Here is a 20,683-nt window from a genome sequence, read left to right on the forward strand (position 1 = left end):
GGGGGATACGGCGTCCGGGCGACGGGAATGGGCGAAAAGGGTCAGCGGTGAACGTGACGCGAATCAGCGCGCGGTCGGCCACCACGGTTCGGTGGGAACCGCGGCGCGGGCGTCGTCGACGGTCGTGACGCCGGTCAGGTCGATCCGCTCGCCCGGGCGCGGCAGGGCCAGGACCACGTCCTGGTCGGCGGCGGCCTTGCGGGCCCGCTCGGCGGGCTCGTCCCACGGGTGGAAGCCCAGGTTGAACGTCGCCCAGTGGATCGGCAGCAGCACCCGGCCGCCCAGCTCGCGGTGCGCGGCGACGGCCTGCTCCGGGTCGGCGTGGATGTCGGGCCACAGGTCGGCGTAGGCGCCGATCGGCAGCACCGTCAGGTCGAACGGGCCGTGCGCGGCCCCGGTGCGCGCGTGCGCCCGGGTGGCGCCGGTGTCCCCGCCCAGGTAGGCGGTGTGCCGCGGCCCGGCGACCTTCCAGGCGGCCCACAGCGTCGTGTTGCGGCGCAGCCCGCGTCCGGAGAAGTGCCGGGTCTCCAGGCAGGTCAGCTCCAGCCCGGCGACGGTCACCACGCCCTCCCAGTCGCGCTCGACGACCCGGTGCCCGGGCACGCCCCAGGCCCGCAGGTGCGCGCCCACCCCGAGCGGGCCGACGAACACCGCGGAGGTGTCGCGGGCCAGCGCGGTGACCGTCGGGCGGTCGAGGTGGTCGTAGTGGTCGTGGCTGATCACGACGACGTCCGGGGACCCCAGCGCGGACAGCGGCCCGACCGGCGGGTGCAGGCGGCGCGGCCCGAAGCGCGGCACGGGGGAGGCGTACTCCGACCAGACCGGGTCGGCCAGTACCCGTCGGCCGTCGATCTCCAGCAGCACCCCGGCGTGGCCCAGCCAGGTCACCGCCAGCCCGGCGGGCGCGTCGGGGGTCCGCAGCGGCGCGAGCGGCACCGTGGCCGGCGCGACGCCCTCGGACCGGCGGCCCACCAGCATGTTCAGGATCATCCGGGCCGAGGCCTTGGCCCGCGGCAGACCCGGCTCGGTGTTGGCGAACACGCCGTCGACGGCGTTCGGCGACCCGGAGGCGATCCGGTGGAGCTCGCCCGCGCGGGCCCCCATGTTGCGGCGCACGTGCACGCCGAGCGCGGCGAGGGCCCCGGTCAGGGCGAGCGGGACGGACAGGACGGCCGCGGTCGGGACGCGCTTGCTGCGGGACACGATCACCACAGTACGAACGCCCGGGCCCGCTCCCCACCTACAGTCACGATCGTGACGGACGGCATGACGGGGACACGGGTGACCACCGAGCGGCACGGACACGTGCTCCTGATCCGGATGACGCGGCCGGACAAGCGCAACGCCGTCGACGCGGCGATGACGGCCGGGCTCGACGAGGCGCTCAACACCCTCGACGACGACCCGGACCTGTGGTGCGGCGTGCTCGCCGGGGACGCGACGGCGTTCAGCGCGGGCACCGACCTGGCCGCGGGCTCCGGCGGGCCGACGCCGCGCGGCGGCAACTACGGCGTCGTCCGGCGGGACCGGCGGCGCCCGCTGATCGCGGCCGTCGAGGGCGTCGCCTACGGCGGCGGGTTCGAGATCGTGCTGGCCTGCGACATGGTCGTCGCGTCGACGACGGCGCGGTTCGGGCTGCCCGAGGTCGCCCGTGGCCTGGTCGCGAACTGCGGGGCGCTGTTCCGGGCGCCGCGGCCGCTGCCGCTCAACATCGCCAAGCAGCTGCTGGTCACCGGGCGCCCGCTGGACGCCGAGCGCGCGTACACCCTGGGCCTGGTCTCCGAGCTCGTCGAGCCGGGCGGGGCGGAGGCGGCGGCGCTGGCGCTCGCGGCCGCGGTGTGCGAGAACTCGCCGCTGGCGGTGTCGGTGTCGCTGCGCGCGCTGGAACGTGTGGTGTCCGAGCCGGACGAGCGCGGCTGGAACGCCACCGAGATCGCCTCGGCGGCGATCGACCGGTCCGCGGACAAGACCGAGGGGATCGCGGCCTTCCTGGAGAAGCGCCCGCCGCGCTGGACGGGGCGCTGACCCGGCCCCGGTACGCCGCCGCGCCGGACCCCCGCCCGGTACGCCGCCGCGCCGGCCGGAGCGCTGACCCGCGCCCGGTATGTCGCCGCACGCGACTAGGCTCGTCGGCATGCCTGCCCGGACGCGACGTGAGGACCTGGTCGCGCTGCTGCAGGACTACGCGGGCGAGGCCGAGCTGCTCGGCCAGGAGTTCGCCGGGCGGCACCGGCTGCACCCCACGGATCTGCACGCGCTGCTCGCTGTGATGCGCGCGGACTCCGCGGGCGAACCGCTCACCCCGGGCGTCCTCGGTGCCCGGCTCGGGCTGTCCACCGGTGCGACGACCGCGCTCGTCGACCGCCTGGAGCGCGCCGGCCACGTGCGCCGCAGCCGCGAGTCCACCGACCGGCGGCGGGTGACCCTGCGCCAGGCCGAGAACGCCGCCGAGGTCGGCGGGGCGTTCTTCGGCCCGCTCGGTGCCCGGATGGACGCCGTGCTCGCCGGCTTCGACGACGACGAGCTCGCCGCCGCGGCCCGCTTCCTCACCGCGATGAACGCGCTGGTCGCGGACTACCGCGCCGACCTCGCCTCCGGGCCGGCGCGGAAGTCCACGCCGGCCTGAGGCATCAGGCGTTCGCCGCCGCGGTGTCCAGGTACTCCGCGAACTTGCGGCGCGCGGCCTCGGTGCGGGTCGGGACGTGCTCGGTGGGGACCTCCACCGGGGTGTAGCCGCGCAGGATGCGCCGCGCGACGGACTCCTTGTGCACCTCGTCGGGACCGTCGTAGATGCGCGCGGCCCGGGCCGCCCGGTACATCTGCTCCAGCGGCAGGTCCCCGGAGAAGCCCAGCGAGCCGTGCACCTGGATCGCACGGTCGATCACGTCGTGCAGCACCTTCGCGCCCCAGTACTTGATCATCCCGATCTCGATCCGGGCGTTCGAGGCGCCGACCTGGTCCATCGTCCACGCCGCGTGCAGGGTCAGCAGTCGCGCCGCGGCCATGTCCGCCGCCGACTGCGCGATCATGTCCTGCACCATCTGCTTGTCGGCGAGCCGCGTGCCGCTCGCCGTCCGCGACACCGCGCGCTCGCAGAGCATGTCGAACGCCCGCCGGGACTGGCCCAGCCAGCGCATCGCGTGATGGATGCGCCCCGGGCCGAGCCGCTGCTGGGCGAGCCGGAACCCGTCGCCGGGGTTGCCGACGAGGTTCGTCGCCGGTACCCGGACGTCGCGGTAGAACACCTCGGCGTGGCCGCCGTAGATCTCGCCGCCGACGTCGGGGTGGTCCATCACCGGGATGTCGCGGGCGACGTCGAGGCCCGGGGTGTCGGTCGGGACGACGATCATCGAGGCCCGCTGGTACGGCGGCGCGTCCGGGTCGGTCACCACCATCGCGATCAGGAAGTCCGAGCCGGTGGCGTTCGAGGAGAACCACTTGTGACCGTTGATGACGTAGTCGTCGCCGTCGCGCACGGCCCGGGTGGACAGCATCGTCGGGTCCGCGCCGGCGCCGGGCTCGGTCATCGAGAAGCAGGACCGCAGCTCACCGCGCAGCAGCGGGTGCATCCAGCGTTCCTTCTGCTCCGGCGACCCGCCGATCGCGAGCAGCTCGGCGTTGCCCGAGTCGGGGGCCTGGTTGCCGAACACCCCCGGCGCGTAGCGGCACTGGCCGAGGATCTCGTGCATCAGCCCGAGGGAGACCTGGCCGAACCCGCCGCCGCCGAGCTCCGGGGGCAGGTGCGCCGCCCACAGACCCTGCTCCTTGACCTGCTCCTTGAGCGGGGCGGTGATCCGGGCGAAGGTCTCCCGGTCCAGGTCGAGGGTCTCCAGCGGGATGATCTCGTCGCGGACGAAGCCGCGCATCCACTTCAGCTTCTCCTCGAACTCCGGATCGGTGCTGAAGTCCCACGCCATTGCGTCCGCCTCCCGACGAGCCTCGTTGCCACTGCGAACGTAACCCAGCCCGCCACGACGGGGACAGGGCCGCCGCCGAGCCGGTGGTCGACGGTGCCGGTAGCCGACGGTGCCATGTGTCGGTGGTCGGTGGTGCCCGTGGTCGGGCGGTGCCGGTAGCCGACGGTGCCGATAGTCGGTGGTGCCGGTGGTCGGTGGTGCCGGTGGTCGGTGGTCGACGGTGCCCGTGGTCGGGCGGTGCTGGCAGCCGACGGTGCCGACAGTCGGTGGTGCCGGTAGCCGACGGTGCGGTGATCGGCGGGGCCGGTGGTCGGTGGTCGGCCGAACCGGTGGTCGACAGTGCGCGCGGAGATCCGCGGCCCGCGCGTGTCCGGACGCACGCGCGGAGCGGATCACCGCGCGGACGGTGGATCACCGCGCGGGAAGCGGATCACTGTGTGGGCGCGGATCACCGCGCAGGCTGCACATCGCGCGCGGGCTGCGAGTCACCGCGCCGACGGTCCCCCCCGGGCGGACGGTGCCCCCCGGGCCGACGGTGCCCCCCGGGCGGACGGTGGCCCCCCCGGGCAGGCAGTGGCCCCGGGCGGGCGGCGGATCTCCGGGTGGGCGGGGCGATTGCGTGCCCGGGCGCTGCCGGGGAGGCTCGGGGGATGACCGACGAGGCTCCCGTCCCCGTCCACCCGGCGGGTGTCCCGGCCGACCTGGTGGACCTGTCCTACGAGCCGCTGACCCCCACGGCGTTCCTCGACCGGGCCGCGGCGGCGCACGGCGACCGGGTCGCGGTCGTCGACGGCGACCTGCGGTTCACCTACACCGAGTTCCGCGACCGCTGCCGGCGCCTGGCGGGATCGCTCGCCGCGCTGCACGACGGGCGCCCGGTCGCGGTCCTCGTGCCGAACACCCACGTCGGGCTGGAGGCGGCGCACGCGGTCCCGTGGTCGGGGACGGCGCTGGTCGCGGTCAACACCCGGCTGTCGGCGGGCGAGGTCGCCTACATCCTGGAGCACTCCCGCGCCTCGGTGCTGGTGGCCGACCCGGTGTTCGACGACCTCGTCGACGAGGTCCTCGCCCGCCTCGACACCCCGCCGCACACGGTGCGGGTCGGCCCGGACTACGAGCGCCTCGTCGAGGAGGGGGAGCCCACCGCGGTGCGGCCCGCCGACGAGCGCGGCCTGCTGTCGATCAACTACACGTCCGGGACCACCGGGAACCCGAAGGGCGTGATGTACCACCACCGGGGCGCCTACCTGCAGGCGCTGGCGATGGTCGGCCACACCGGGCTGACCGCGTCGTCGGTGCACCTGTGGACGCTGCCGATGTTCCACTGCAACGGCTGGTGCTTCCCCTGGGCGGTCACCGCGGCCGCCGCGACCCACGTCTGCCTGCCGAAGGTCGAGCCGTCCCGGATCTGGGAGCTCGTGCGCGACCAGGGCGTCACCCACCTCAACGGCGCCCCCACCGTGCTGTCGATGATCGCCTACGCGCCGGAGGCCGGGCCGGTGGAGACCCCGGTGGCCGTCGCGACCGGGGGAGCACCGCCGAGCCCAGCGATCCTGCGCCGGATGGCCGAGCTCGGGTTCGAGGTGACCCACCTCTACGGGCTCACCGAGACCTTCGGCCCGGCGATGATCTGCGACTGGCGTCCGGAGTGGAACGACCTCGACGCCGACGCCCGGGCCCGGATGAAGGCCCGCCAGGGCGTCGGGAACATGATCGCCTGCGCCGTCCGGGTGATCGACGACGACGGCGCCGACGTCCCCGCCGACGGGGAGACGACCGGCCAGATCGCGTTGCGCGGCAACAACGTCATGCTCGGCTACCTCGACGACGAGCAGGCCACCCGCGACGCCGCGCCGGACGGCTGGTTCCGGACCGGCGACATCGGCGTCATGCACCCCGACGGCTACGTCGAGCTCCGCGACCGCTCCAAGGACGTGATCATCTCCGGTGGGGAGAACATCGCCAGCGTCGAGGTGGAGCAGGCCATCGCCGACCACCCGGCCGTGCTGGAGGTCGCGGTGATCGCCGTCCCCGACGAGCGGTGGGGCGAGGTCCCGGCCGCCTGGGTGACCCTGCGCGAGGGCGAGAGCGCCACCGAGGACGAGATCGTCGAGCACGTGCGCGGGCGGCTGGCGCGGTTCAAGGCGCCCAAGCGGGTCACCTTCGCCGAGCTGCCGAAGACCTCCACCGGGAAGATCCAGAAGTTCGTGCTGCGCGACGAGGCGTGGGCCGGGCAGGAGCGCCGGATCCGGTGACCGGGCGGCGGTGACGGGTCAGGGTGCGCCGGCGCCCTCCGCGCCCGGGCGTACCGGCGTCAGGCCGGGGACCCCGCCGTCGACGACCGGCGCCGGCCGCCGTTCGGCGACGGCGAGTACGAGCGCCAGCAGCGCGGCGACGCCGGCCGACCCGGCCAGGAGCACCCACCCGGCCCGGACCGCGCCGAACTCCGATGGCAGACCGGTGGTGTGTGCGCCGATCACCGAGACGAGCAGGGCGACCCCCAGCACCGACCCGACCTGGCGGGCGGTGTTGATCAGCGACGACCCCGAGCCCCACTGCGAGGCGGGCAGGGCGGAGCCGACGACGGAGGAGAACGTGGGCAGGATCAGCCCGACCCCGAGCCCGGTCAGCAGCTGTCCGGGGAGCATGCCGACGGCGTAGTCGGGGGTGAGGCCGAGGTGGGCCAGCCACCAGAGGGGCCCGGCCGCGAAGGACAGGGCGCCGAGCCCCGCCGTCGGACCGACCCCGATCCGCGCCGCGAGCCGCCCGGCGAGCCGCGAGACGACCACCACGACCATCGGCCCCGGCGCGAGCGCCAGGCCCGCGGCCTGCGCCGTCCAGCCCCAGGTTCCGGTCAGGTAGAGGACGTTCACGACGAGCATGCCGGCGAAACCACAGGTGAACGCGACCATCGTCAGCGCGGCGAACCCCACGGACGGCACCCGGACGACCGCGAGGTCCAGGGCCGGGACCGCGTGCCGCCGCGACCGCACGACGACGGCGACGAGGCCGAGGACCGCGACCCCGGCGGCGGCGAGCACCTCGGTGGAGAGCCAGCCCCGGTCGGGGACGCGGACGAGGGCCCAGGCGAGCGCGCCGATGCCCATGACCAGTGCCAGGGCGCCGAGCAGGTCGGGCATCCCGGTGCGTTCGAGGTCGGACTCGCGCAGCGCCCGTGCCCCGGCCACCAGCGCCACGACCCCCACCGGGACGTTGACCAGGAACACCCAGTGCCACGACGCCTGCACGAGCAGCCCGCCCAGGGGAGGTCCCAGCGCCGCGGCGACGGCCCCGATCGAGGCCCAGGCTCCGACGGCCCGGCTGCGGCGCTCGGGCGGGTGGGCGGTGAGCAGCAGCGACAGCGAGGTGGGCATGACGAGGGCCGCGCCCACGGCCTGGACCGTCCGTGCGGCGACCAGCGACCACACGCTCGGCGCCATCGCGCAGGCGGCCGACGCGAGCGTGAACACGGCGAGGCCGACCAGGAAGATCCGCTTGTGGCCGACGCGGTCGGCCAGCCGCCCGGCGAGGGCGAGGAACGCCGCGAACACCACCGTGTATCCGTTGAGGATCCACGACATCTGCCCGAGGTCGGTGCCCGGGAACGCGGCACGGATGTCGGGGAAGGCGATGTTGACGATGAACAGGTCGAGGCTGGACAGGAACGCCGCCGCCGACGTGATGAGCAGGACGACACCGGGTCTGGGGGCGGGCATGGTCGTCCTCTCGAAGCGGACCGATCGGTCCGGGGTGACGTGCGGACAGTGCGGGGTGGTACGGCGAGTGGTTCAGCGGATGGTCAGGCGCCGACGAGGCGGCGGGTGAGCGCCACGGCGGCGTCGGCGCCACGCCGGACGTCGGCCGGATCGCGGTGGGCGGCCTGCATGAACAGCCCGTCGGTGATCAGGCAGAGCTCCCCGGTGAGCCGGTCGGGGTCGTCGGCCCCGAGCTCGCCGACGAGCCGCTCGACGATCGCCCGGACGTCGGCCAGGTGCCCCCGGGCGACCGCGGCCGGGGTGTCCCCGGCGATGCCGTCGTCGGGGAACTCGACGAGGTAGTTCCGGAAGGCGCAGCCCCGGGAGCCCGTGCGGGTCACCAGGTCCCCGATCTCGGCGACGAGGGCCACCAGCCGTGCGCGCGGGTCGTCGCCCGCGGCGTCGAGGGCCCGGTGGACCGCGTCCGAGCGGCGCTCGCGGACCCGGGTCAGGTAGTCGGCGACCAGGTCGTCCTTGGTGGTGAAGTGCTGGTAGAGCAGGTTCTTCCCGGTGCCCGCCTCGGCGATGATCTGGTTCATCCCGATCGCGCGGACCCCGTGTGCGTAGAACAGGCGCGACGCGGTGGTGAGGATGCGCTCCCGGGTGCCCGGGGCGGGGGTGCGAGCCATGGGGCCACGATACCGGACCGATCGGTCCCGGACCAGACGGTCCGGTTCGGTGCGGAGGAGTCCCCGGCGGGCGGACCACCGAGGACGGGGGTGCGGTCAGGACAGCGCGCTGAGCGAGCGCCACTCGTCCCAGGGGATCGTCCAGTCGTACAGGTCGCCGTCGCGGGCGGTCAGCGGCTGCGAGCTGCCGGTCACCTCGACCGGGTCGCCGAACACGGCGCTCGCGAAGAACTCCTTGGCGTCGCGGGTGGACAGGTTGACGCAGCCGTGGCTGACGTTGCGGTTGCCCTGTGCCCACGACGACGCGGGGTTGGCGTGGATGAACTCGCCGTTGTTGGAGATCCGGACCGCCCAGAACTGGGGCTCGTCGACGTAGCCGTAGTCGGGGTTGCTCATCAGCACCTTCTCCGACTTGGCCATGACCACGTGGATGCCGGAGCGGGTCACCCGGCGCGGGTCGGACTCCAGGCCGTAGGAGGCGTCGTAGCGGGCGACCTCCCTGCCGTCGCGGACGACGACGATCGCGTGGCTGCGGGTGTCGGCCTTCACGATCTGGCTGCGCCCCACGGTGAAGGTCCGGTCCAGGTCCTTCGTCATGAAGGTGCCGTCGCCCAGGTCGAGTCCGCGCAGCGCGCCCCGCACGTGGACCTGCGTGTGCGCGGGCCAGTAGGCCTTCGGGCGGTAGTGCACCCGCGAGCCCTCGGCGGTGTCGGGCAGCCACGCCCAGGCGCCCTCGACCTTCCGCGACGCGGTGACGCTCAGCGCCCGCTCGACGGTGGCCTTCGCGGCGTCGGGGAGCTTCTCGCCGAAGGTGAGCACGACCGGGGCGCCGATGCCGACCTCGCCGCCGTCGCGGATGTTCATGGTGGCGTCGACGGTGTCGTCGGGGTCGACGGTGGTGAACGGGGCCGCGGGCACCGGGCGCCGGTCCTGCGGGCCCAGCACCCAGCTGCCCGACCAGTGGTAGGTGGTGGCGAGGTCCAGCGGCTCCGTGGCGGTCCAGCTGCGGCCGTCGGGGGACAGGGTGCCCGCGACGGTGACCGGCCCGTCATCGGAGTCGGCGGTGAGCGCGACCCCGTCGAGGGTCCCGGTGCTGACCTCGGTGCGGACCGGGCTGCGCGGGGCGACCGGGGCACCGCCGGCCGGGACGCTGGTGAGGACCTCGGGGACCGGGGGCGCGGGCGGCACGGCCGGCGCCGGACGGAGGCGGTCGACGGCGCCCGCGAGGTTGCGGGCCAGCGAGCCGTCGCCGTCGCCGATCCGGCCGCCCGCCATCGCGGCGGTCCCGCCCGCGAGCAGCGCCACCAGCGCGACCAGCGAGATGGCGAGCACCGCCCAGGTGCGACGGTGCACCGAGCGCCGCCGCCGGCGTGGGGTGTGGCGCCCGCGCGAGTGCTCCCAGGACCTCGACATGCCGAGGATCATGGCCCGCGTGTCACCCACACGGGCGGTACGACACCCCGACGACATGTGATCGTTGCCCGGGCGCGTCCGGGGCGCCGTCGTGACAGGGTTCCGGCCATGAGCTACGACGTCGCCGCCGTCCGCAGCCGTTTCCCCGCCCTGCGCGCCGGGATCGCCCACTTCGACGGGCCCGGCGGCTCCCAGGTCCCCGACGCCGTCGCCGGGGCGGTGGCCGCCGCCATGACCTCCCCGCTGGCCAACCGCGGGACGGTCACCAGCGGTGAGCGCGCCGCCGACGCGATCGTGCTCGGCGCCCGCGCCGCGACGGCCGACCTGCTCGGCGCGGACCCGCGCGGGATCGTGTTCGGGCGCAGCATGACCGCGCTGACCTTCGACCTCGCCCGCACGCTGGCCGCGACCTGGTCGCCGGGCGACGAGATCGTCGTGACCCGCCTCGACCACGACGCGAACATCCGCCCCTGGGTGACCGCGGCGCAGGCGGCCGGCGTGACGGTGCGGTGGCTCGACTTCGACCCCGCCACCACCGAGCTCGACGACGTGACGCCGCTGCTGTCCGACCGCACCCGGCTCGTCGCGGTGACCGGGGCGTCGAACCTGGTCGGGACCCGCCCCGACCTGCCCGCGATCGCCGCCGCCGTGCACGCCGCCGGGGCACTGTTCATGGTCGACGGCGTGCACCTGACCGCGCACGCCCCGATCGACGTCGCCGCGATCGGCGCCGACTTCTACGCCTGCTCGCCCTACAAGTTCCTCGGCCCGCACTGCGGGGTGCTCGCCGCCGACCCGGCGCTGCTGGAGACCCTGCACCCGGCGAAGCTGGCACCGTCGAGCGACGCCGTGCCCGAGCGCTTCGAGCTCGGCACCCTGCCCTACGAGCTGCTCGCCGGGACCACCGCCGCCGTCGAGTTCCTCGCCGCCCTGGACCCGTCGGCGACCGGGGACCGCCGGGCGCGGCTGCAGGCGTCGATGGCCGCGGTGGAGGAGCACGAGCGGCCGCTGCGCGAGCGCATCGAGACCCACCTCGCCGCCCTGCCCGGGGTCACGGTGCGCTCCCGGGCGGCGCGGCGGACCCCGACCCTGCTGGTGACCTTCGACGACCGCGACGCCGCCGACGCCTACCGGCACCTGGCGCAGCGGCGGATCGCGGCGCCCGCCTCGTCGTTCTACGCGCTGGAGTGCTCGCGGCGGCTCGGCCTGGGGGACACCGGATCCCTGCGGATCGGGCTGGCCTGCTACACCGACGACGCCGACGTCGACCGGCTCCTGGACGGGCTCTCCGACTTCGTCGGGGCCTGATCCACATATGTGAGACTGTTCAGGTGACGCGTCCTCGGTGGGTCCTCGCGGCCCTGCTCGCACTGGCCCTCGTCGCCGGGTGCTCGGCACCCGCCGTGGCACCGCCGGCCCCCGGTGGGACCGGCGCGGCGGCGCAGGACTGCGTGCCCGGCGCCGCGTCCGCCCCGGACGACACGGTCGCCTTCACCCACGCCACCAACGTCACGATCACCGGCGGCGACGGCTACCGGGTCCTGACCGTCCGCACGCCCTTCCCGGGTGGGCAGCCGCAGTCGGTCGTGCTCGTCGGCTGCGGGCAGGGCGACCCGGCGCTGCCCGCGGCGCTCGCCGGGGCCCCGGTGGTGCACACCCCGGTGAGCGGGATCTTCGCCGGCTCGACCACCCAGCTGCCGATGATCGCCGAGCTGGGCGGGCTCGACCGGATCACCGGCGTCGGCGGGGCCGCGCTGGTCACCGATCCGGCCGTGCGGGCGCGCGTCGACTCCGGTGCCGCCGTCGACTTCGCGCCGAACTCCACGATCGACGCCGAGGCCGTCGTCGCCGCCGCGCCGCCGGTCGTGCTGTCGGCGGGGACCGACGACCCGGCCTTCCCGGCGCTGGCCGCCGCCGGCATCCCGGTGGTCGGCTGGGCGGACTACCTGGAGACCGGTCCGCTCGGCCAGGCCGAGTGGATCAAGGTCGTCGGTGCGCTGACCGGGCAGGACGCCCGCGCCGCGGAGGTCTTCGACGGCATCGCGGGCCGCTACACCGACCTCGCCGGTCGCGTGCGCGGCCTGCCGCCGACCCCGATCGTCGCCGGGCAGCCCTACCAGGGCACCTGGAACGTCCCGGCCGCCGAGTCGACCGCGGGCATCCTGTTCCGCGACGCCGGCGCCACCTGGCTGGGCGCCGGGATGCCCGGCACCGGCACCCAGGCGCAGTCGCTGGAGCGGGTGCTGGCCGACGACGGCGATGCCCGCGTCTGGCTCGCCGACGGCCCGTTCGCCACGACCGCCGACGTCGCGACGCTCGACCCGCGGCTGTCCTCGCTCGCCGCGGCCCGCCCCGGCGGGCAGCTGTGGACCCGCGACCGGGCCACCACCGCCGACGGCGGCAACGCCCTCTACGAGCGCGGCGCGCTCCACCAGGACGAGATCCTCGCCGACCTCGTCGCGATCCTGCACCCGCAGGCCCTGCCCGGGCACGCGTTCACCTACTACCGGCAGGTGCCCGCCGGATGAGGCCGGCCGCACCGGCGTCGCCCGCTCCGGCGACCCGGGCCCCGGACCGGGCCGGGCAGCGCTCGGGACGCCGGGCGCCGCTGGTCCTGGCGCTGCTCGCCGCCGGGGTCGTCGTGCTGTTCGCCCTCGCCGTCTCGACCGGGTCGGTGGTGATCGGGCTCGACCGGACGCTGTCGGCGCTGCTCGGCATCGGCACCCCCGACGCCCGGCTCGACCTGCTCGTCACCGACCTGCGGGTGCCGCGGGCGGTGACCGCGACGGCCGTCGGCGTCGGGCTGGGCACCGCGGGGCTGCTCACCCAGACCCTGTTCCGCAACCCGCTGGCCGAGCCCTACGTGCTCGGGGTCAGCGCCGGGGCCGGGCTGGGCGTCGCGCTGGTGACCACGCTCGGCGCGGCCGCGGGGACCGCCGCGTTCGCCACCGGCGGGCTCGGGGCCGCACCGGTCGTCGGGGGGCGGCTCACGACCGTCGCGGCCGCGGCGGTCGGTGCCGCCGCCGTGCTCGCGCTGGTGCTGGCCCTGTCGCGGTTCGCCCGGTCCGTCACCGCGCTGCTCGTGATCGGCGTGATGCTGGGGTCGGCGGTCACCTCGGTGGTCAGCCTGCTGCTGGTCTGGACCGACCCGCGCACCGCGCAGCAGTACCTGATGTGGGGCCTCGGCTCGGTGTCCGGCGTCGGCCGCGGCGAGCTGCCGGTCCTCGGCGGGATCGTCGCCGCGGGGCTGCTGGCGGTGGTCGTGCTGGCCAAGCCGCTCGACGGGCTGCTGCTCGGCGACGACTACGCCCGCACCGCCGGCGTCGACGTCGCCCGGGTACGGGTGGTTGTGCTGCTCGTCGCCGCCGTGCTCGCCGGGACGGTCACCGCGTTCTGCGGGCCGATCGGGTTCCTCGGCATCGCCGTGCCGCACCTGGCGCGGATGGCGGTCGGCACCTCGCGGCACCGGGTGCTCGTCCCGGCCACCGCCCTGACCGGGGCGCTGGTCGGGCTGGCCTGCGCGATCGTCGCGAACCCGCCGGGGCTGGGCACGGTGATCCCGCTGAACGTGGTGACCTCGCTGGTCGGGGCGCCGGTCGTGATCGCGGTGCTGCTGCGCTCCCGACGCCTGGGCTCGGCCTGGTGAGCGCCGGGCTGGTGCTGTCCGGGCTCGTCGTCGGGTACGCCGAGGGCGGGGCGCTGCGCCGTGGCCGGGTGCGCCCGGTGCTGTCCGGGGTGGACGCCGTCGCCGCCCGCGGCGAGCTGACCGTGCTGCTCGGGGCGAACGGCGCGGGCAAGTCCACGCTGCTGCGGACCCTCGCCGGGCTGCAGCCCGCGCTCGGCGGGGCGGTGACCCTCGACGGCACCGACCTGCTGGGGCTGCGGCCGCCCGAGCGGGCCCGCCGGGTCGGGGTGGTGCTGACCGACCGGCCGGACCCGGGGCAGCTGACCGGCCGCGACGTCGTCGAGCTGGGGCGGCTGCCGCACACCGGCGCCACCGGCCTGCTCACCGCCGACGACGAGGCCGCCGTCGACGCCGCGATCGACGCGGTCCGCGCCGGCCCGCTGGCCGGACGCCCGCTGGCCCGGATGTCCGACGGCGAGCGGCAGCGGATGATGGTCGCTCGCGCACTGGCCCAGCAGCCGTCGCTGCTGCTGCTCGACGAGCCGAGCGCGTTCCTCGACGTCTCCTCCCGGGTCGCGCTGCTGGGGACGCTGCGCCGGCTGGCGGGGGAGCAGGACCTCGCGGTGCTGTTGTCCACCCACGACCTGGAGCCGGCACTGCGTCTGGCGGACCGGGCCTGGCTGCTCGACGGCGCGGGCGCGCTGCACACGGGGACGCCCGGTGAGCTGGCCGCCTCCGGGGCGGTGGGGGCGGCGTTCGACACCGACGAGCTGGCCTTCGACGCGCCCACCGGCACCTTCCGCCTCCGCGCCTGAGACACCCGCGCCGCCCTGCCCCGCTCGCGTTCGGCCGCCCCGCCCGCGTCCGGCGCACCGCCCGCGCCGGGCCGGTTCGACGCCGGGCGGTCGCCGCCCCCACCGGACCCGCGCCGCACAGGTTCCGAGCGCACCGCACACGTCCGGGGGTGTGCGGCGGAACCGGAACCCGTGCGGCGCCGCACGTGGTGGGGGTGCACCGCGGGTGCGGGGGCCGAGTGCGGGAGAGGGCGGAGCTGCGGAACGGGCGCCGGACAGTGGCATGGATCACCCGGACGGCGTCGCGATCAGCGTATGCGGGCCGGTCGTGCACGACCGGCCGCGCCGACGGCGCGGCGCCCGGAGCCGGTGCCGCAGCCCGGCCGGAGGTGCCCGTGGCGCCGCCGGGCACGACGCGACCCGGAGTCGCTAGGTTCGCGCTGGACCGCGCCGCCCGTCCGGGCGCGCGCATCGGAACACGAGGAGATGCGATGAGGCACGCCGCGAGCGCGGCCGAGCTCGAGTCGCTGCTGCTGACCCGGTCGCTCGACGACCCGGAGCTCGCCGCGGCCACCGAGCGGACCCCCGACACCCGGGTCCTGCCCGACGTGTCCGTGGTCAAGGTCGGCGGGCAGAGCTTCATGGACCGCGGCCGCGAGGCGGTGTTCCCGCTCGTCGAGGAGCTGCTGGAGGCCCGGTCGGAGCACCGGCTGCTGATCGGCACCGGCGGCGGCACCCGGGCCCGGCACGCGTACTCCCTGGCCGCCGAGCTCGGCCTGCCCACCGGCGTGCTCAGCTCGGTCGGCAGCGCCGTCGCCGGGCAGAACGCCACCATGCTCGGCTACCTGATGGCCCGGCACGGGGTGCCGGTCGTCGCCGGGGGCGGGTTCGACGCGCTGCCGCTGTCGCTGTCCGAGGTCCGCGCGGCGATCTTCGCCGGCATGCCGCCGTACGCGATGTGGCAGCCGCTGCCCGACGAGGGCGTCATCCCGCCCTACCGCACCGACGCCGGCTGCTACCTGGTCGCCGAGACCTACGGCTGCAAGAACATGATCTTCGTCAAGGACGAGGACGGTCTCTACACCGCGAACCCGAAGAACGACCCGTCGGCGACCCTGATCCCCGAGATCACCGTCGACGAGCTCATCGAGCGGGACCTGCCCGACCTGATCGTCGAGCGCCCGGTGCTGGAGCTCATGCGGCACGCGACGCACGTCCGCTCGATCCAGATCGTCAACGGTCTCAAGCCCGGCAACCTCACCCGCGCGCTCGCCGGCGAGCACGTGGGCACGATCATCACCGCGGGAGACGCCCGATGAGCACCACCCACACCAAGGACGTCGAGTCCCCGCTGGCCCGCCAGACCCTGCTCGACCGCGAGCAGGTCCGCCCCGTCGACCAGCAGCAGCCGGTCATCCGGATGCTGCCCCGCCTGCGCGTGGTCGTGCTCGGCGGCCGCTCGATCGTCGACCGCGGCCGCGACGTGCTGCTGCCGCTCGTCGAGGAGCTGCGCGCCGCGATCTCCGGGGACCCGCTGCTGATCGCCACCGGTGCCGGGATCCGCGCCCGGCACGCGCTCGGCGTCGGCCTCGACCTGGGCCTGCCGACCGGTGCGCTCGCCGAGATCGCCGGCCGTGAGGCCGAGCAGAACGGGCACCTGGTCGCCGCGCTGCTCGCCGAGCAGGGCGTCGCCTACCTCGGGCACGACACCGTCGCCCACCAGCTGCCGGTGCACCTGGCCGCGTCGAACGCCGCCGTCACCAACGGCTACCCGCCCTACGGCGTGCACGAGCTGCCGTCGGCGGCCGGGAAGATCCCGGCGCACCGCACCGACACCGGCGCGCTGCTGCTCGCCGACGCGTGGGGCGCGGCGTCGCTGACCTACGTCCGCGACGTCGACGGCGTGCTCGACGGGGACACCGTGCTGCGCGAGGCGTCCGCGGCCGACCTGCTCGCCGACGCCGCCCGGACCCTGCCGGTCGACCGGGAGGCGCTGCGCACGCTGCAGCGCGCCCGCCACGTCCGGTCGGTGCGGATCGTCAACGGGACCGTCGCCGGGAACCTGACGAAGGCCCTCGCCGGGGAGCACGTCGGGACCGTCGTCTCGGCCTGACCTCCGAGGACGGGATCCGTCCGGGTCCGGTGCCACGGTCGTGTCGTGGCACCGAACCCGTTCCCCGTCCCGCAGGCGGAGATCGACCGCCTGCACGCCCGTCTCGACGACACCCGCTGGCCCGACGTGCCGGCCGGCGCCGGGTGGTCCTACGGCGTCCCGCCCGACCACCTGCGCGCGCTCTCCGACCACTGGCGGCACCGCTTCGACTGGCGGGCGGTGGAGGAGCGGCTGGCCGCGGACTCCGTCGTCGTCGACACCCCCGACCACGCCGGGGTGCACGCGCTGGTCCGCCGCTCGACGCGGACCGACGCCGTCCCGCTGCTGCTGGTGCACGGCTGGCCGTCCACCTCGACGACCTCCGGGCGTTCGCCCACTCCCTCGGACCCGGCTCCGGCGATCGATCAGTACCTCAGGGCGGTCGCGTGCCGGGAGGACAGCGCTGAGGTACTGATCGATGTCGGCGCGGCCGGGAGGCGGCGAGCGCAGCCCGGGCGGCGCCGGGGCGGGGTCGGGCAGCCGGGCCTCAGCCCACCGGGACCGGCGGGACCGGCGGAGCGGCACCGGGCTCCGTGCGTCGCCGCCGTCGCCGACCCGCGACGAGTGCCGCGGCCGTCAGCAGCACCAGCCCGGCGACGGCGGCCACGAACGGCACCGAGCCCGGGTCCCCGCCGTAGGCGCCGATCGTCACGAACGCCACCGCCGAGGGGGCCACCCCGAGCACCGATCCCGCGAGGTAGTCGCGCAGCCGGATCGCGGTCAGCCCGCAGGCGTAGCTCAGCACCGGGAACGGGATCACCGGCAGCAGCCTGCCCCCGGCGACGGCCCACAGCCCGCCCCGGCGCAGCCGCGCGTCGAGACGGCGGATGCGGGCGCTGCCGATGCCGGCGACGACCTCGCGGCCCAGTGTCCGCGACAGCACGAAGCCGATCAGCGAGCCCACGGCGACGGCGGTCATCGTCGTCGCCAGGCCGACGGGCAGGCCGAACAGGACCCCGGCGGCGATGCCCATCACGGTCGCGGGCGCGGGGACCAGGGTGAACCCGACGAACAGCAGGGTGAACAGGACCGGTGCCGCCCAGCCCGCGGCCGACGTCGTCGCGCGGACGCCCTCGACCGTCGGCCAGCCGGTGACCAGCAGCACCGCGGAGCCCGCGGCCACCAGCGTCACCAGCAGCACGGGCCGCCACCATCGGGCCACCGTCGACCACCTCCACCCGGGTCTACGAGTGCGGGTACCCGCGGGGTTCGGGTGGACACCGGCACGGACCGGTGAACGGCGACCGGTGTGCGGCGGACGACGGTGTCCGGTATGACACAGTCTCGGCCTGATGAGACGTCCTGCGCGCACCCGCACCCTGCTGGGGTGGATCGCCGTCGCGTTCGTCGGGGCGTGGATCGTCGGGACGGTCACGCTGATCGCGGCGGCGGGGGAGCGCGGCGCCGACGACCGGGCCGCGCTCTACGAACGGGGCGGCGCCGCGCTGCGGACCCCCGACGGCGGCGGCGCCCGGCTGCACGAGCTGCTGCTCGACGCCCCGGACCGCGGTTTCGTCGACGACTACGTCGAGCGCCTGCAGGCGGCCGGGTCGCCTGCCGTGCTGCCCACCGGGCCGGACCGGGTCGAGGTGCGCTCGGGCCCGGTGCTGGTGACGCTGTCGGTCACCGAGGAGGCGGGCCGCTGGTACTTCAGCCTCCTGCCGCCCGGGGAGCGGGAACCGGGCTGACGGCCGGGCGCCGCCACGGCGTCCACGGCCGGGGCGCGGGCCCGGGGCCTGCCGCGACGACGACACCGGGGAACCCGGTCAGCAGCCGCGGCACCGCGCGGCGCAGCCGTCGCACGGCGGCGGGACCGTCGACGTCGTCGAGGCGCGCCTGCAGGAGCAGCTCGCCGTCGTGGTGCGCGGTCCGCACCCGGGACAGCTCGGGCAGCGTCCGCGCCAGCACGCGCAGCTCGTCGGCGGTGAGGGGACAGCCGCCGACGACCACCGTCGCGGTGAAGGGGCGCGTCCCGTCGTGCTCCGAGCTCATGGAGTGCCCTACGAGCGGAGCCCCCGTCCGGATGCGGTCCCGGCCGGGAGATACCCACTTCTCATGACGCCGGGACCTGGGGTTACTCCGTCCGCAGCAGCTCCGTGACGTCCGTCCGGAACTGCATCGCGCGGTAGGGCCAGTTGGTCGTGGTGTTCCACTGGCTGACGACCAGGTGCAGGTCGTCGAGCGTCGAGCCGGGGACGACGTAGCCGCCGTAGAGCTGCGCGACGCGGCCGGTGGCGTGGTCCTCGTCGTCCCAGCCGCAGCCGGTCAGCACGGTGGTCCGCGGGGCGCGGTGCAGGTCGGCGTCCGGGCGGTCGAGCAGCAGCGTGTCGATCCGGTAGTTCCCGGCGTCGAAGACGGTGAGCAGCAGGTGCTCGCGACCGTCCGGGCCGGGCACCCGGCGCAGGTTGAGCTCGCCGAACGCGCCCGGCAGCGTCAGCGTCGGCGGGTTGCCCCAGTCCCAGCGCTCCCCGGCGAAGCCCCACGGCTTCCACGCGTCGCGGTCGGTGATCCGGTCGGCGGGCACCCGGTGCAGCAGCAGACCGTCGCGGCGCTGGAAGCCGGTGGTGTAGGCGTAGACGTACCCGTCGCCGCCGTCGCACCAGGTCAGCTGCTGGAACAGGCCGTCGTGGTGGTCGCCGGGCCAGTCGCAGCCGGTCCGCTGCCAGGTGACGCCGTTGTCGCGGGAGGCGACGATCTCGCTCCACAGCACGTTGCCGAGGCCCTTGTTGGCCATGACGTGCAGGTACATCGTGTCGCCGACGGTGATGACGTCGGCGGGCAGGATCGTGGTGACGCGGCGGTGCAGCCGGAACCAGTTCGTCGCCGGTTTGCTGACGAGCCGGCAGGCGTAGTCGGCCGCGTCGCCGCCGGAGCCGGTCCAGCGCAGGCCGCCCCGGACGTCGTCGGGGTCGGCGAACAGCACGACCGGGGAGCGCCAGCCGGGCCCGCCGACACCGGCCCGGTCGAAGGTGTCGCCGAAGACGGCGACCAGGCGCCCGTCCGGGGCGGTGGCGAGGATGCCGAGGTCGGTGCCGCCGATCCCGAACCGGTCGGTGTACCCGGGCCCGGTCAGGTCTGCGATCTTGGTCGTGACGGCCATGGCGGCGACCCTACGGCCGGTACCGCGCGATCGCGGCGCGGGTCGCGGGCAGCGCGAACACCTCCGCGAAGGTGTCGACGCTCGCGTCCACCGAGCCGGTGATGCCCTGCTCGCGCCAGGTCTCGAGCAGCTCCTTCTGTGCCGCCAGGACCTCGCGGGTCGGGGCGAGCAGTGTCGCGACGAGGTCGTCGACGGCGGCGTCGAGCCCGGCGGGGGAGTCGACGAGCCGGTTCACCAGCGGCGCCGTCCCGGGCTCGTCGACCCGGTGCACGCTGCCGGTCAGGACCATCTCCTGGGCGAGCGCGGCGCCGACGTAGCGGGGCAGCAGCGCCGCGTCGACCACCGACGGGATCCCGAGGCGGACCTCGGGCAGCCCCACCCGCACCCCGGTGTGGGCGACGCGCAGGTCGCAGGCCAGCGCCAGCTCGAACGCCGCACCGAGGCAGGCGCCGTTCAGCCGGGCGATCGTCGGCACCGGTGCGGTGCGCACCGCGCGCAGGCAGGTCGCGAGCCGGGTGATGATCGCGCGACCGTCGCCGGGGGCGGCGTCGCGGAACACGTCGAGGTGCATCCCGGCGCCGAACGCGCGGTCCCCGGCCCCGGTGACCACCACGACCCGCACCCGGTCCGGGAGGTCGGTGACGGCCCGGGTGACCGCGTCGACGTCGTCGAGGTGCAGTGCGTTGGCGGCCTCGGGACGGTCCAGGGTGACGGTCCGGACCGCGCCGTCGTCGTGCACCCGCGGGGTCCCCATCAGTGCACCGTCCACGGCGGCGGGGCGGTGCGCGGGGGTCGTCGCCGCAGCACCAGGACCAGCACCAGCAGCACGATCGCGCCGACGCCGGCCGCGACCGTCGTCAGGATCGCCACGATCAGCGGGGCGATCCCGGCCGCGGCGACGACCAGCGCGACCCCGATCCCGCGTGCCCCCGGCGCGGCGGACAGCGTGAAGGTGCCCGGCTCCTCGACCTCGAACGACCCGATCAGGAAGCCGGAGCGGGCACCGACGGAGTAGGTCTCGTCCATCGTCGCCGGGACCAGCGGCACCGGGCCGGACGGGCCGGTCACCGTCGGCAGCGCGTCGGCGGAGCCGTAGCCGCTGCGGGTCTCCAGGTACACCCAGCGGGTCCCGGGCTCGGTGACCGCGACGGGACCGCCGGTGGTCGCGGGGACGGCGACGTCCGCGGGCAGCCCGGCCCAGCGCACCCAGGACAGCAGCGCCACGAGCGCCAGCACCGCGACCGCCGCCCCGCCGATCCACCGCCATCCCCGGACCACGACGATCATCGGACCACAGC

The 20,683-nt window shown here is 75.7% G+C and carries 20 protein-coding genes and 1 pseudogene; 11 read left to right on the plus strand and 10 right to left on the minus strand.

Features of this window, described 5'->3' with window-relative positions; genetic code table 11:
• Nucleotides 1-63: 63 nt before the first annotated feature.
• Nucleotides 64-1,203 (minus strand): MBL fold metallo-hydrolase, encoded by a 1,140-nt coding sequence (locus tag KPL60_RS03540; protein ID WP_226364881.1) that lies wholly within the window; start codon nt 1,201-1,203, stop codon nt 64-66.
• A gap of 51 nt (nt 1,204-1,254) precedes the next feature.
• On the opposite strand from KPL60_RS03540, the gene KPL60_RS03545 reads away from it, so the two are divergent.
• Both KPL60_RS03545 and KPL60_RS03550 read left to right on the plus strand, forming a co-directional pair.
• Nucleotides 1,255-2,025, plus strand: coding sequence for an enoyl-CoA hydratase-related protein (locus KPL60_RS03545; protein ID WP_226350674.1), 771 nt, complete (start codon nt 1,255-1,257; stop codon nt 2,023-2,025).
• A 109-nt stretch (nt 2,026-2,134) separates the two neighbouring features.
• Complete coding sequence (locus KPL60_RS03550) at nt 2,135-2,626, plus strand: MarR family winged helix-turn-helix transcriptional regulator (RefSeq protein ID WP_226350675.1); 492 nt, start codon at nt 2,135-2,137, stop codon at nt 2,624-2,626.
• A gap of 4 nt (nt 2,627-2,630) precedes the next feature.
• Here KPL60_RS03550 and KPL60_RS03555 read toward each other — a convergent pair whose 3' ends face one another.
• Entirely contained in the window at nt 2,631-3,917 is a 1,287-nt protein-coding gene (locus tag KPL60_RS03555) for an acyl-CoA dehydrogenase family protein (RefSeq protein ID WP_226350676.1), read from the minus strand.
• Between the two features lie 650 nt (nt 3,918-4,567).
• Between KPL60_RS03555 and KPL60_RS03560 the strand changes: the two genes are divergently transcribed.
• Nucleotides 4,568-6,172: an AMP-binding protein gene (locus KPL60_RS03560; RefSeq protein WP_226364882.1), complete on the plus strand. Its 1,605-nt coding sequence runs from the start codon at nt 4,568-4,570 to the stop codon at nt 6,170-6,172.
• Between the two features lie 18 nt (nt 6,173-6,190).
• On the opposite strand, the gene KPL60_RS03565 is transcribed toward KPL60_RS03560, so the two are convergent.
• The 3 genes from KPL60_RS03565 to KPL60_RS03575 all read right to left on the minus strand — a co-directional run bounded on the left by KPL60_RS03565 (nt 6,191) and on the right by KPL60_RS03575 (nt 9,714).
• The gene (locus KPL60_RS03565; RefSeq protein WP_226364883.1) at nt 6,191-7,633 is read right to left on the minus strand and encodes an MFS transporter; all 1,443 of its coding nucleotides are present in this window, start codon (nt 7,631-7,633) and stop codon (nt 6,191-6,193) included.
• An 83-nt stretch (nt 7,634-7,716) separates the two neighbouring features.
• A complete protein-coding gene (locus tag KPL60_RS03570; RefSeq protein ID WP_226364884.1) occupies nt 7,717-8,301 on the minus strand; it encodes a TetR/AcrR family transcriptional regulator in 585 nt (194 codons plus the stop codon).
• A 96-nt stretch (nt 8,302-8,397) separates the two neighbouring features.
• On the minus strand, nt 8,398-9,714 hold the full coding sequence (locus tag KPL60_RS03575; RefSeq protein ID WP_226364885.1) for an Ig-like domain-containing protein: 1,317 nt from the start codon (nt 9,712-9,714) through the stop codon (nt 8,398-8,400).
• Nucleotides 9,715-9,822: 108 nt separating this feature from the next.
• Between KPL60_RS03575 and KPL60_RS03580 the strand changes: the two genes are divergently transcribed.
• The 7 genes and pseudogenes from KPL60_RS03580 to KPL60_RS03610 all read left to right on the plus strand — a co-directional run.
• Complete coding sequence (locus KPL60_RS03580) at nt 9,823-11,022, plus strand: cysteine desulfurase-like protein (RefSeq protein WP_226364886.1); 1,200 nt, start codon at nt 9,823-9,825, stop codon at nt 11,020-11,022.
• A gap of 23 nt (nt 11,023-11,045) precedes the next feature.
• Complete coding sequence (locus tag KPL60_RS03585; RefSeq protein ID WP_226364887.1) at nt 11,046-12,242, plus strand: ABC transporter substrate-binding protein; 1,197 nt, start codon at nt 11,046-11,048, stop codon at nt 12,240-12,242.
• The gene (locus tag KPL60_RS03590) at nt 12,239-13,360 is read left to right on the plus strand and encodes an iron ABC transporter permease (RefSeq protein ID WP_226364888.1); all 1,122 of its coding nucleotides are present in this window, start codon (nt 12,239-12,241) and stop codon (nt 13,358-13,360) included. The genes KPL60_RS03585 and KPL60_RS03590 overlap by 4 nt, the downstream gene beginning before the upstream one ends.
• Nucleotides 13,357-14,154, plus strand: coding sequence for an ABC transporter ATP-binding protein (locus KPL60_RS03595; protein WP_226364889.1), 798 nt, complete (start codon nt 13,357-13,359; stop codon nt 14,152-14,154). The genes KPL60_RS03590 and KPL60_RS03595 overlap by 4 nt, the downstream gene beginning before the upstream one ends.
• Nucleotides 14,155-14,624: 470 nt before the next feature.
• The gene (locus KPL60_RS03600; protein WP_226364890.1) at nt 14,625-15,452 is read left to right on the plus strand and encodes a uridine kinase; all 828 of its coding nucleotides are present in this window, start codon (nt 14,625-14,627) and stop codon (nt 15,450-15,452) included.
• Nucleotides 15,449-16,246 carry a molybdenum storage protein subunit alpha gene (locus KPL60_RS03605; RefSeq protein ID WP_226364891.1) on the plus strand — a complete coding sequence of 266 codons (798 nt, stop codon included), beginning with the start codon at nt 15,449-15,451 and terminating at the stop codon, nt 16,244-16,246. Before KPL60_RS03600 ends, KPL60_RS03605 begins: the two co-directional genes overlap by 4 nt.
• A 45-nt stretch (nt 16,247-16,291) precedes the next feature.
• Nucleotides 16,292-16,537: pseudogene (locus KPL60_RS03610) on the plus strand (epoxide hydrolase N-terminal domain-containing protein); the annotation flags it as partial.
• 235 nt (nt 16,538-16,772) lie between these two features.
• Here the strand turns inward: KPL60_RS03610 and KPL60_RS03615 are convergent.
• Nucleotides 16,773-17,447: a TVP38/TMEM64 family protein gene (locus KPL60_RS03615; protein ID WP_226364892.1), complete on the minus strand. Its 675-nt coding sequence runs from the start codon at nt 17,445-17,447 to the stop codon at nt 16,773-16,775.
• Between the two features lie 130 nt (nt 17,448-17,577).
• Between KPL60_RS03615 and KPL60_RS03620 the strand changes: the two genes are divergently transcribed.
• Entirely contained in the window at nt 17,578-17,973 is a 396-nt protein-coding gene (locus KPL60_RS03620) for a hypothetical protein (RefSeq protein ID WP_226357462.1), read from the plus strand.
• Here the strand turns inward: KPL60_RS03620 and KPL60_RS03625 are convergent.
• The 4 genes from KPL60_RS03625 to KPL60_RS03640 form a co-directional block, all read right to left on the minus strand.
• Nucleotides 17,936-18,277, minus strand: coding sequence for a hypothetical protein (locus tag KPL60_RS03625; protein WP_226357461.1), 342 nt, complete (start codon nt 18,275-18,277; stop codon nt 17,936-17,938). The two genes, KPL60_RS03620 and KPL60_RS03625, sit on opposite strands and share 38 nt — an antisense overlap.
• Before the next feature lie 82 nt (nt 18,278-18,359).
• The gene (locus KPL60_RS03630) at nt 18,360-19,385 is read right to left on the minus strand and encodes a DUF4185 domain-containing protein (RefSeq protein ID WP_226364893.1); all 1,026 of its coding nucleotides are present in this window, start codon (nt 19,383-19,385) and stop codon (nt 18,360-18,362) included.
• Between the two features lie 10 nt (nt 19,386-19,395).
• On the minus strand, nt 19,396-20,139 hold the full coding sequence (locus KPL60_RS03635; RefSeq protein ID WP_226357459.1) for an enoyl-CoA hydratase/isomerase family protein: 744 nt from the start codon (nt 20,137-20,139) through the stop codon (nt 19,396-19,398).
• Entirely contained in the window at nt 20,139-20,672 is a 534-nt protein-coding gene (locus tag KPL60_RS03640; protein ID WP_226357458.1) for a hypothetical protein, read from the minus strand. Before KPL60_RS03640 ends, KPL60_RS03635 begins: the two co-directional genes overlap by 1 nt.
• Nucleotides 20,673-20,683: the final 11 nt, after the last annotated feature.

This window comes from Pseudonocardia sp. ICBG162 (genome assembly GCF_020496225.1).
Classification (GTDB): Bacteria; Actinomycetota; Actinomycetes; order Mycobacteriales; family Pseudonocardiaceae; genus Pseudonocardia; species Pseudonocardia alni.

Excerpts from the sequence above, each read along its gene's own strand:
- KPL60_RS03625 (WP_226357461.1), bottom strand. The coding sequence starts at position 18,277 with ATGAGCTCGGAGCACGACGGGACGCGCCCCTTCACCGCGACGGTGGTC.
- KPL60_RS03640 (WP_226357458.1), bottom strand. The coding sequence starts at position 20,672 with ATGATCGTCGTGGTCCGGGGATGGCGGTGGATCGGCGGGGCGGCGGTC.
- KPL60_RS03620 (WP_226357462.1), top strand. The coding sequence starts at position 17,578 with ATGAGACGTCCTGCGCGCACCCGCACCCTGCTGGGGTGGATCGCCGTC.
- KPL60_RS03555 (WP_226350676.1), bottom strand. The coding sequence starts at position 3,917 with ATGGCGTGGGACTTCAGCACCGATCCGGAGTTCGAGGAGAAGCTGAAG.
- KPL60_RS03600 (WP_226364890.1), top strand. The coding sequence starts at position 14,625 with ATGAGGCACGCCGCGAGCGCGGCCGAGCTCGAGTCGCTGCTGCTGACC.
- KPL60_RS03605 (WP_226364891.1), top strand. The coding sequence starts at position 15,449 with ATGAGCACCACCCACACCAAGGACGTCGAGTCCCCGCTGGCCCGCCAG.
- KPL60_RS03590 (WP_226364888.1), top strand. The coding sequence starts at position 12,239 with ATGAGGCCGGCCGCACCGGCGTCGCCCGCTCCGGCGACCCGGGCCCCG.
- KPL60_RS03580 (WP_226364886.1), top strand. The coding sequence starts at position 9,823 with ATGAGCTACGACGTCGCCGCCGTCCGCAGCCGTTTCCCCGCCCTGCGC.
- KPL60_RS03575 (WP_226364885.1), bottom strand. The coding sequence starts at position 9,714 with ATGTCGAGGTCCTGGGAGCACTCGCGCGGGCGCCACACCCCACGCCGG.
- KPL60_RS03550 (WP_226350675.1), top strand. The coding sequence starts at position 2,135 with ATGCCTGCCCGGACGCGACGTGAGGACCTGGTCGCGCTGCTGCAGGAC.
- KPL60_RS03570 (WP_226364884.1), bottom strand. The coding sequence starts at position 8,301 with ATGGCTCGCACCCCCGCCCCGGGCACCCGGGAGCGCATCCTCACCACC.
- KPL60_RS03565 (WP_226364883.1), bottom strand. The coding sequence starts at position 7,633 with ATGCCCGCCCCCAGACCCGGTGTCGTCCTGCTCATCACGTCGGCGGCG.
- KPL60_RS03630 (WP_226364893.1), bottom strand. The coding sequence starts at position 19,385 with ATGGCCGTCACGACCAAGATCGCAGACCTGACCGGGCCCGGGTACACC.
- KPL60_RS03560 (WP_226364882.1), top strand. The coding sequence starts at position 4,568 with ATGACCGACGAGGCTCCCGTCCCCGTCCACCCGGCGGGTGTCCCGGCC.
- KPL60_RS03635 (WP_226357459.1), bottom strand. The coding sequence starts at position 20,139 with ATGGGGACCCCGCGGGTGCACGACGACGGCGCGGTCCGGACCGTCACC.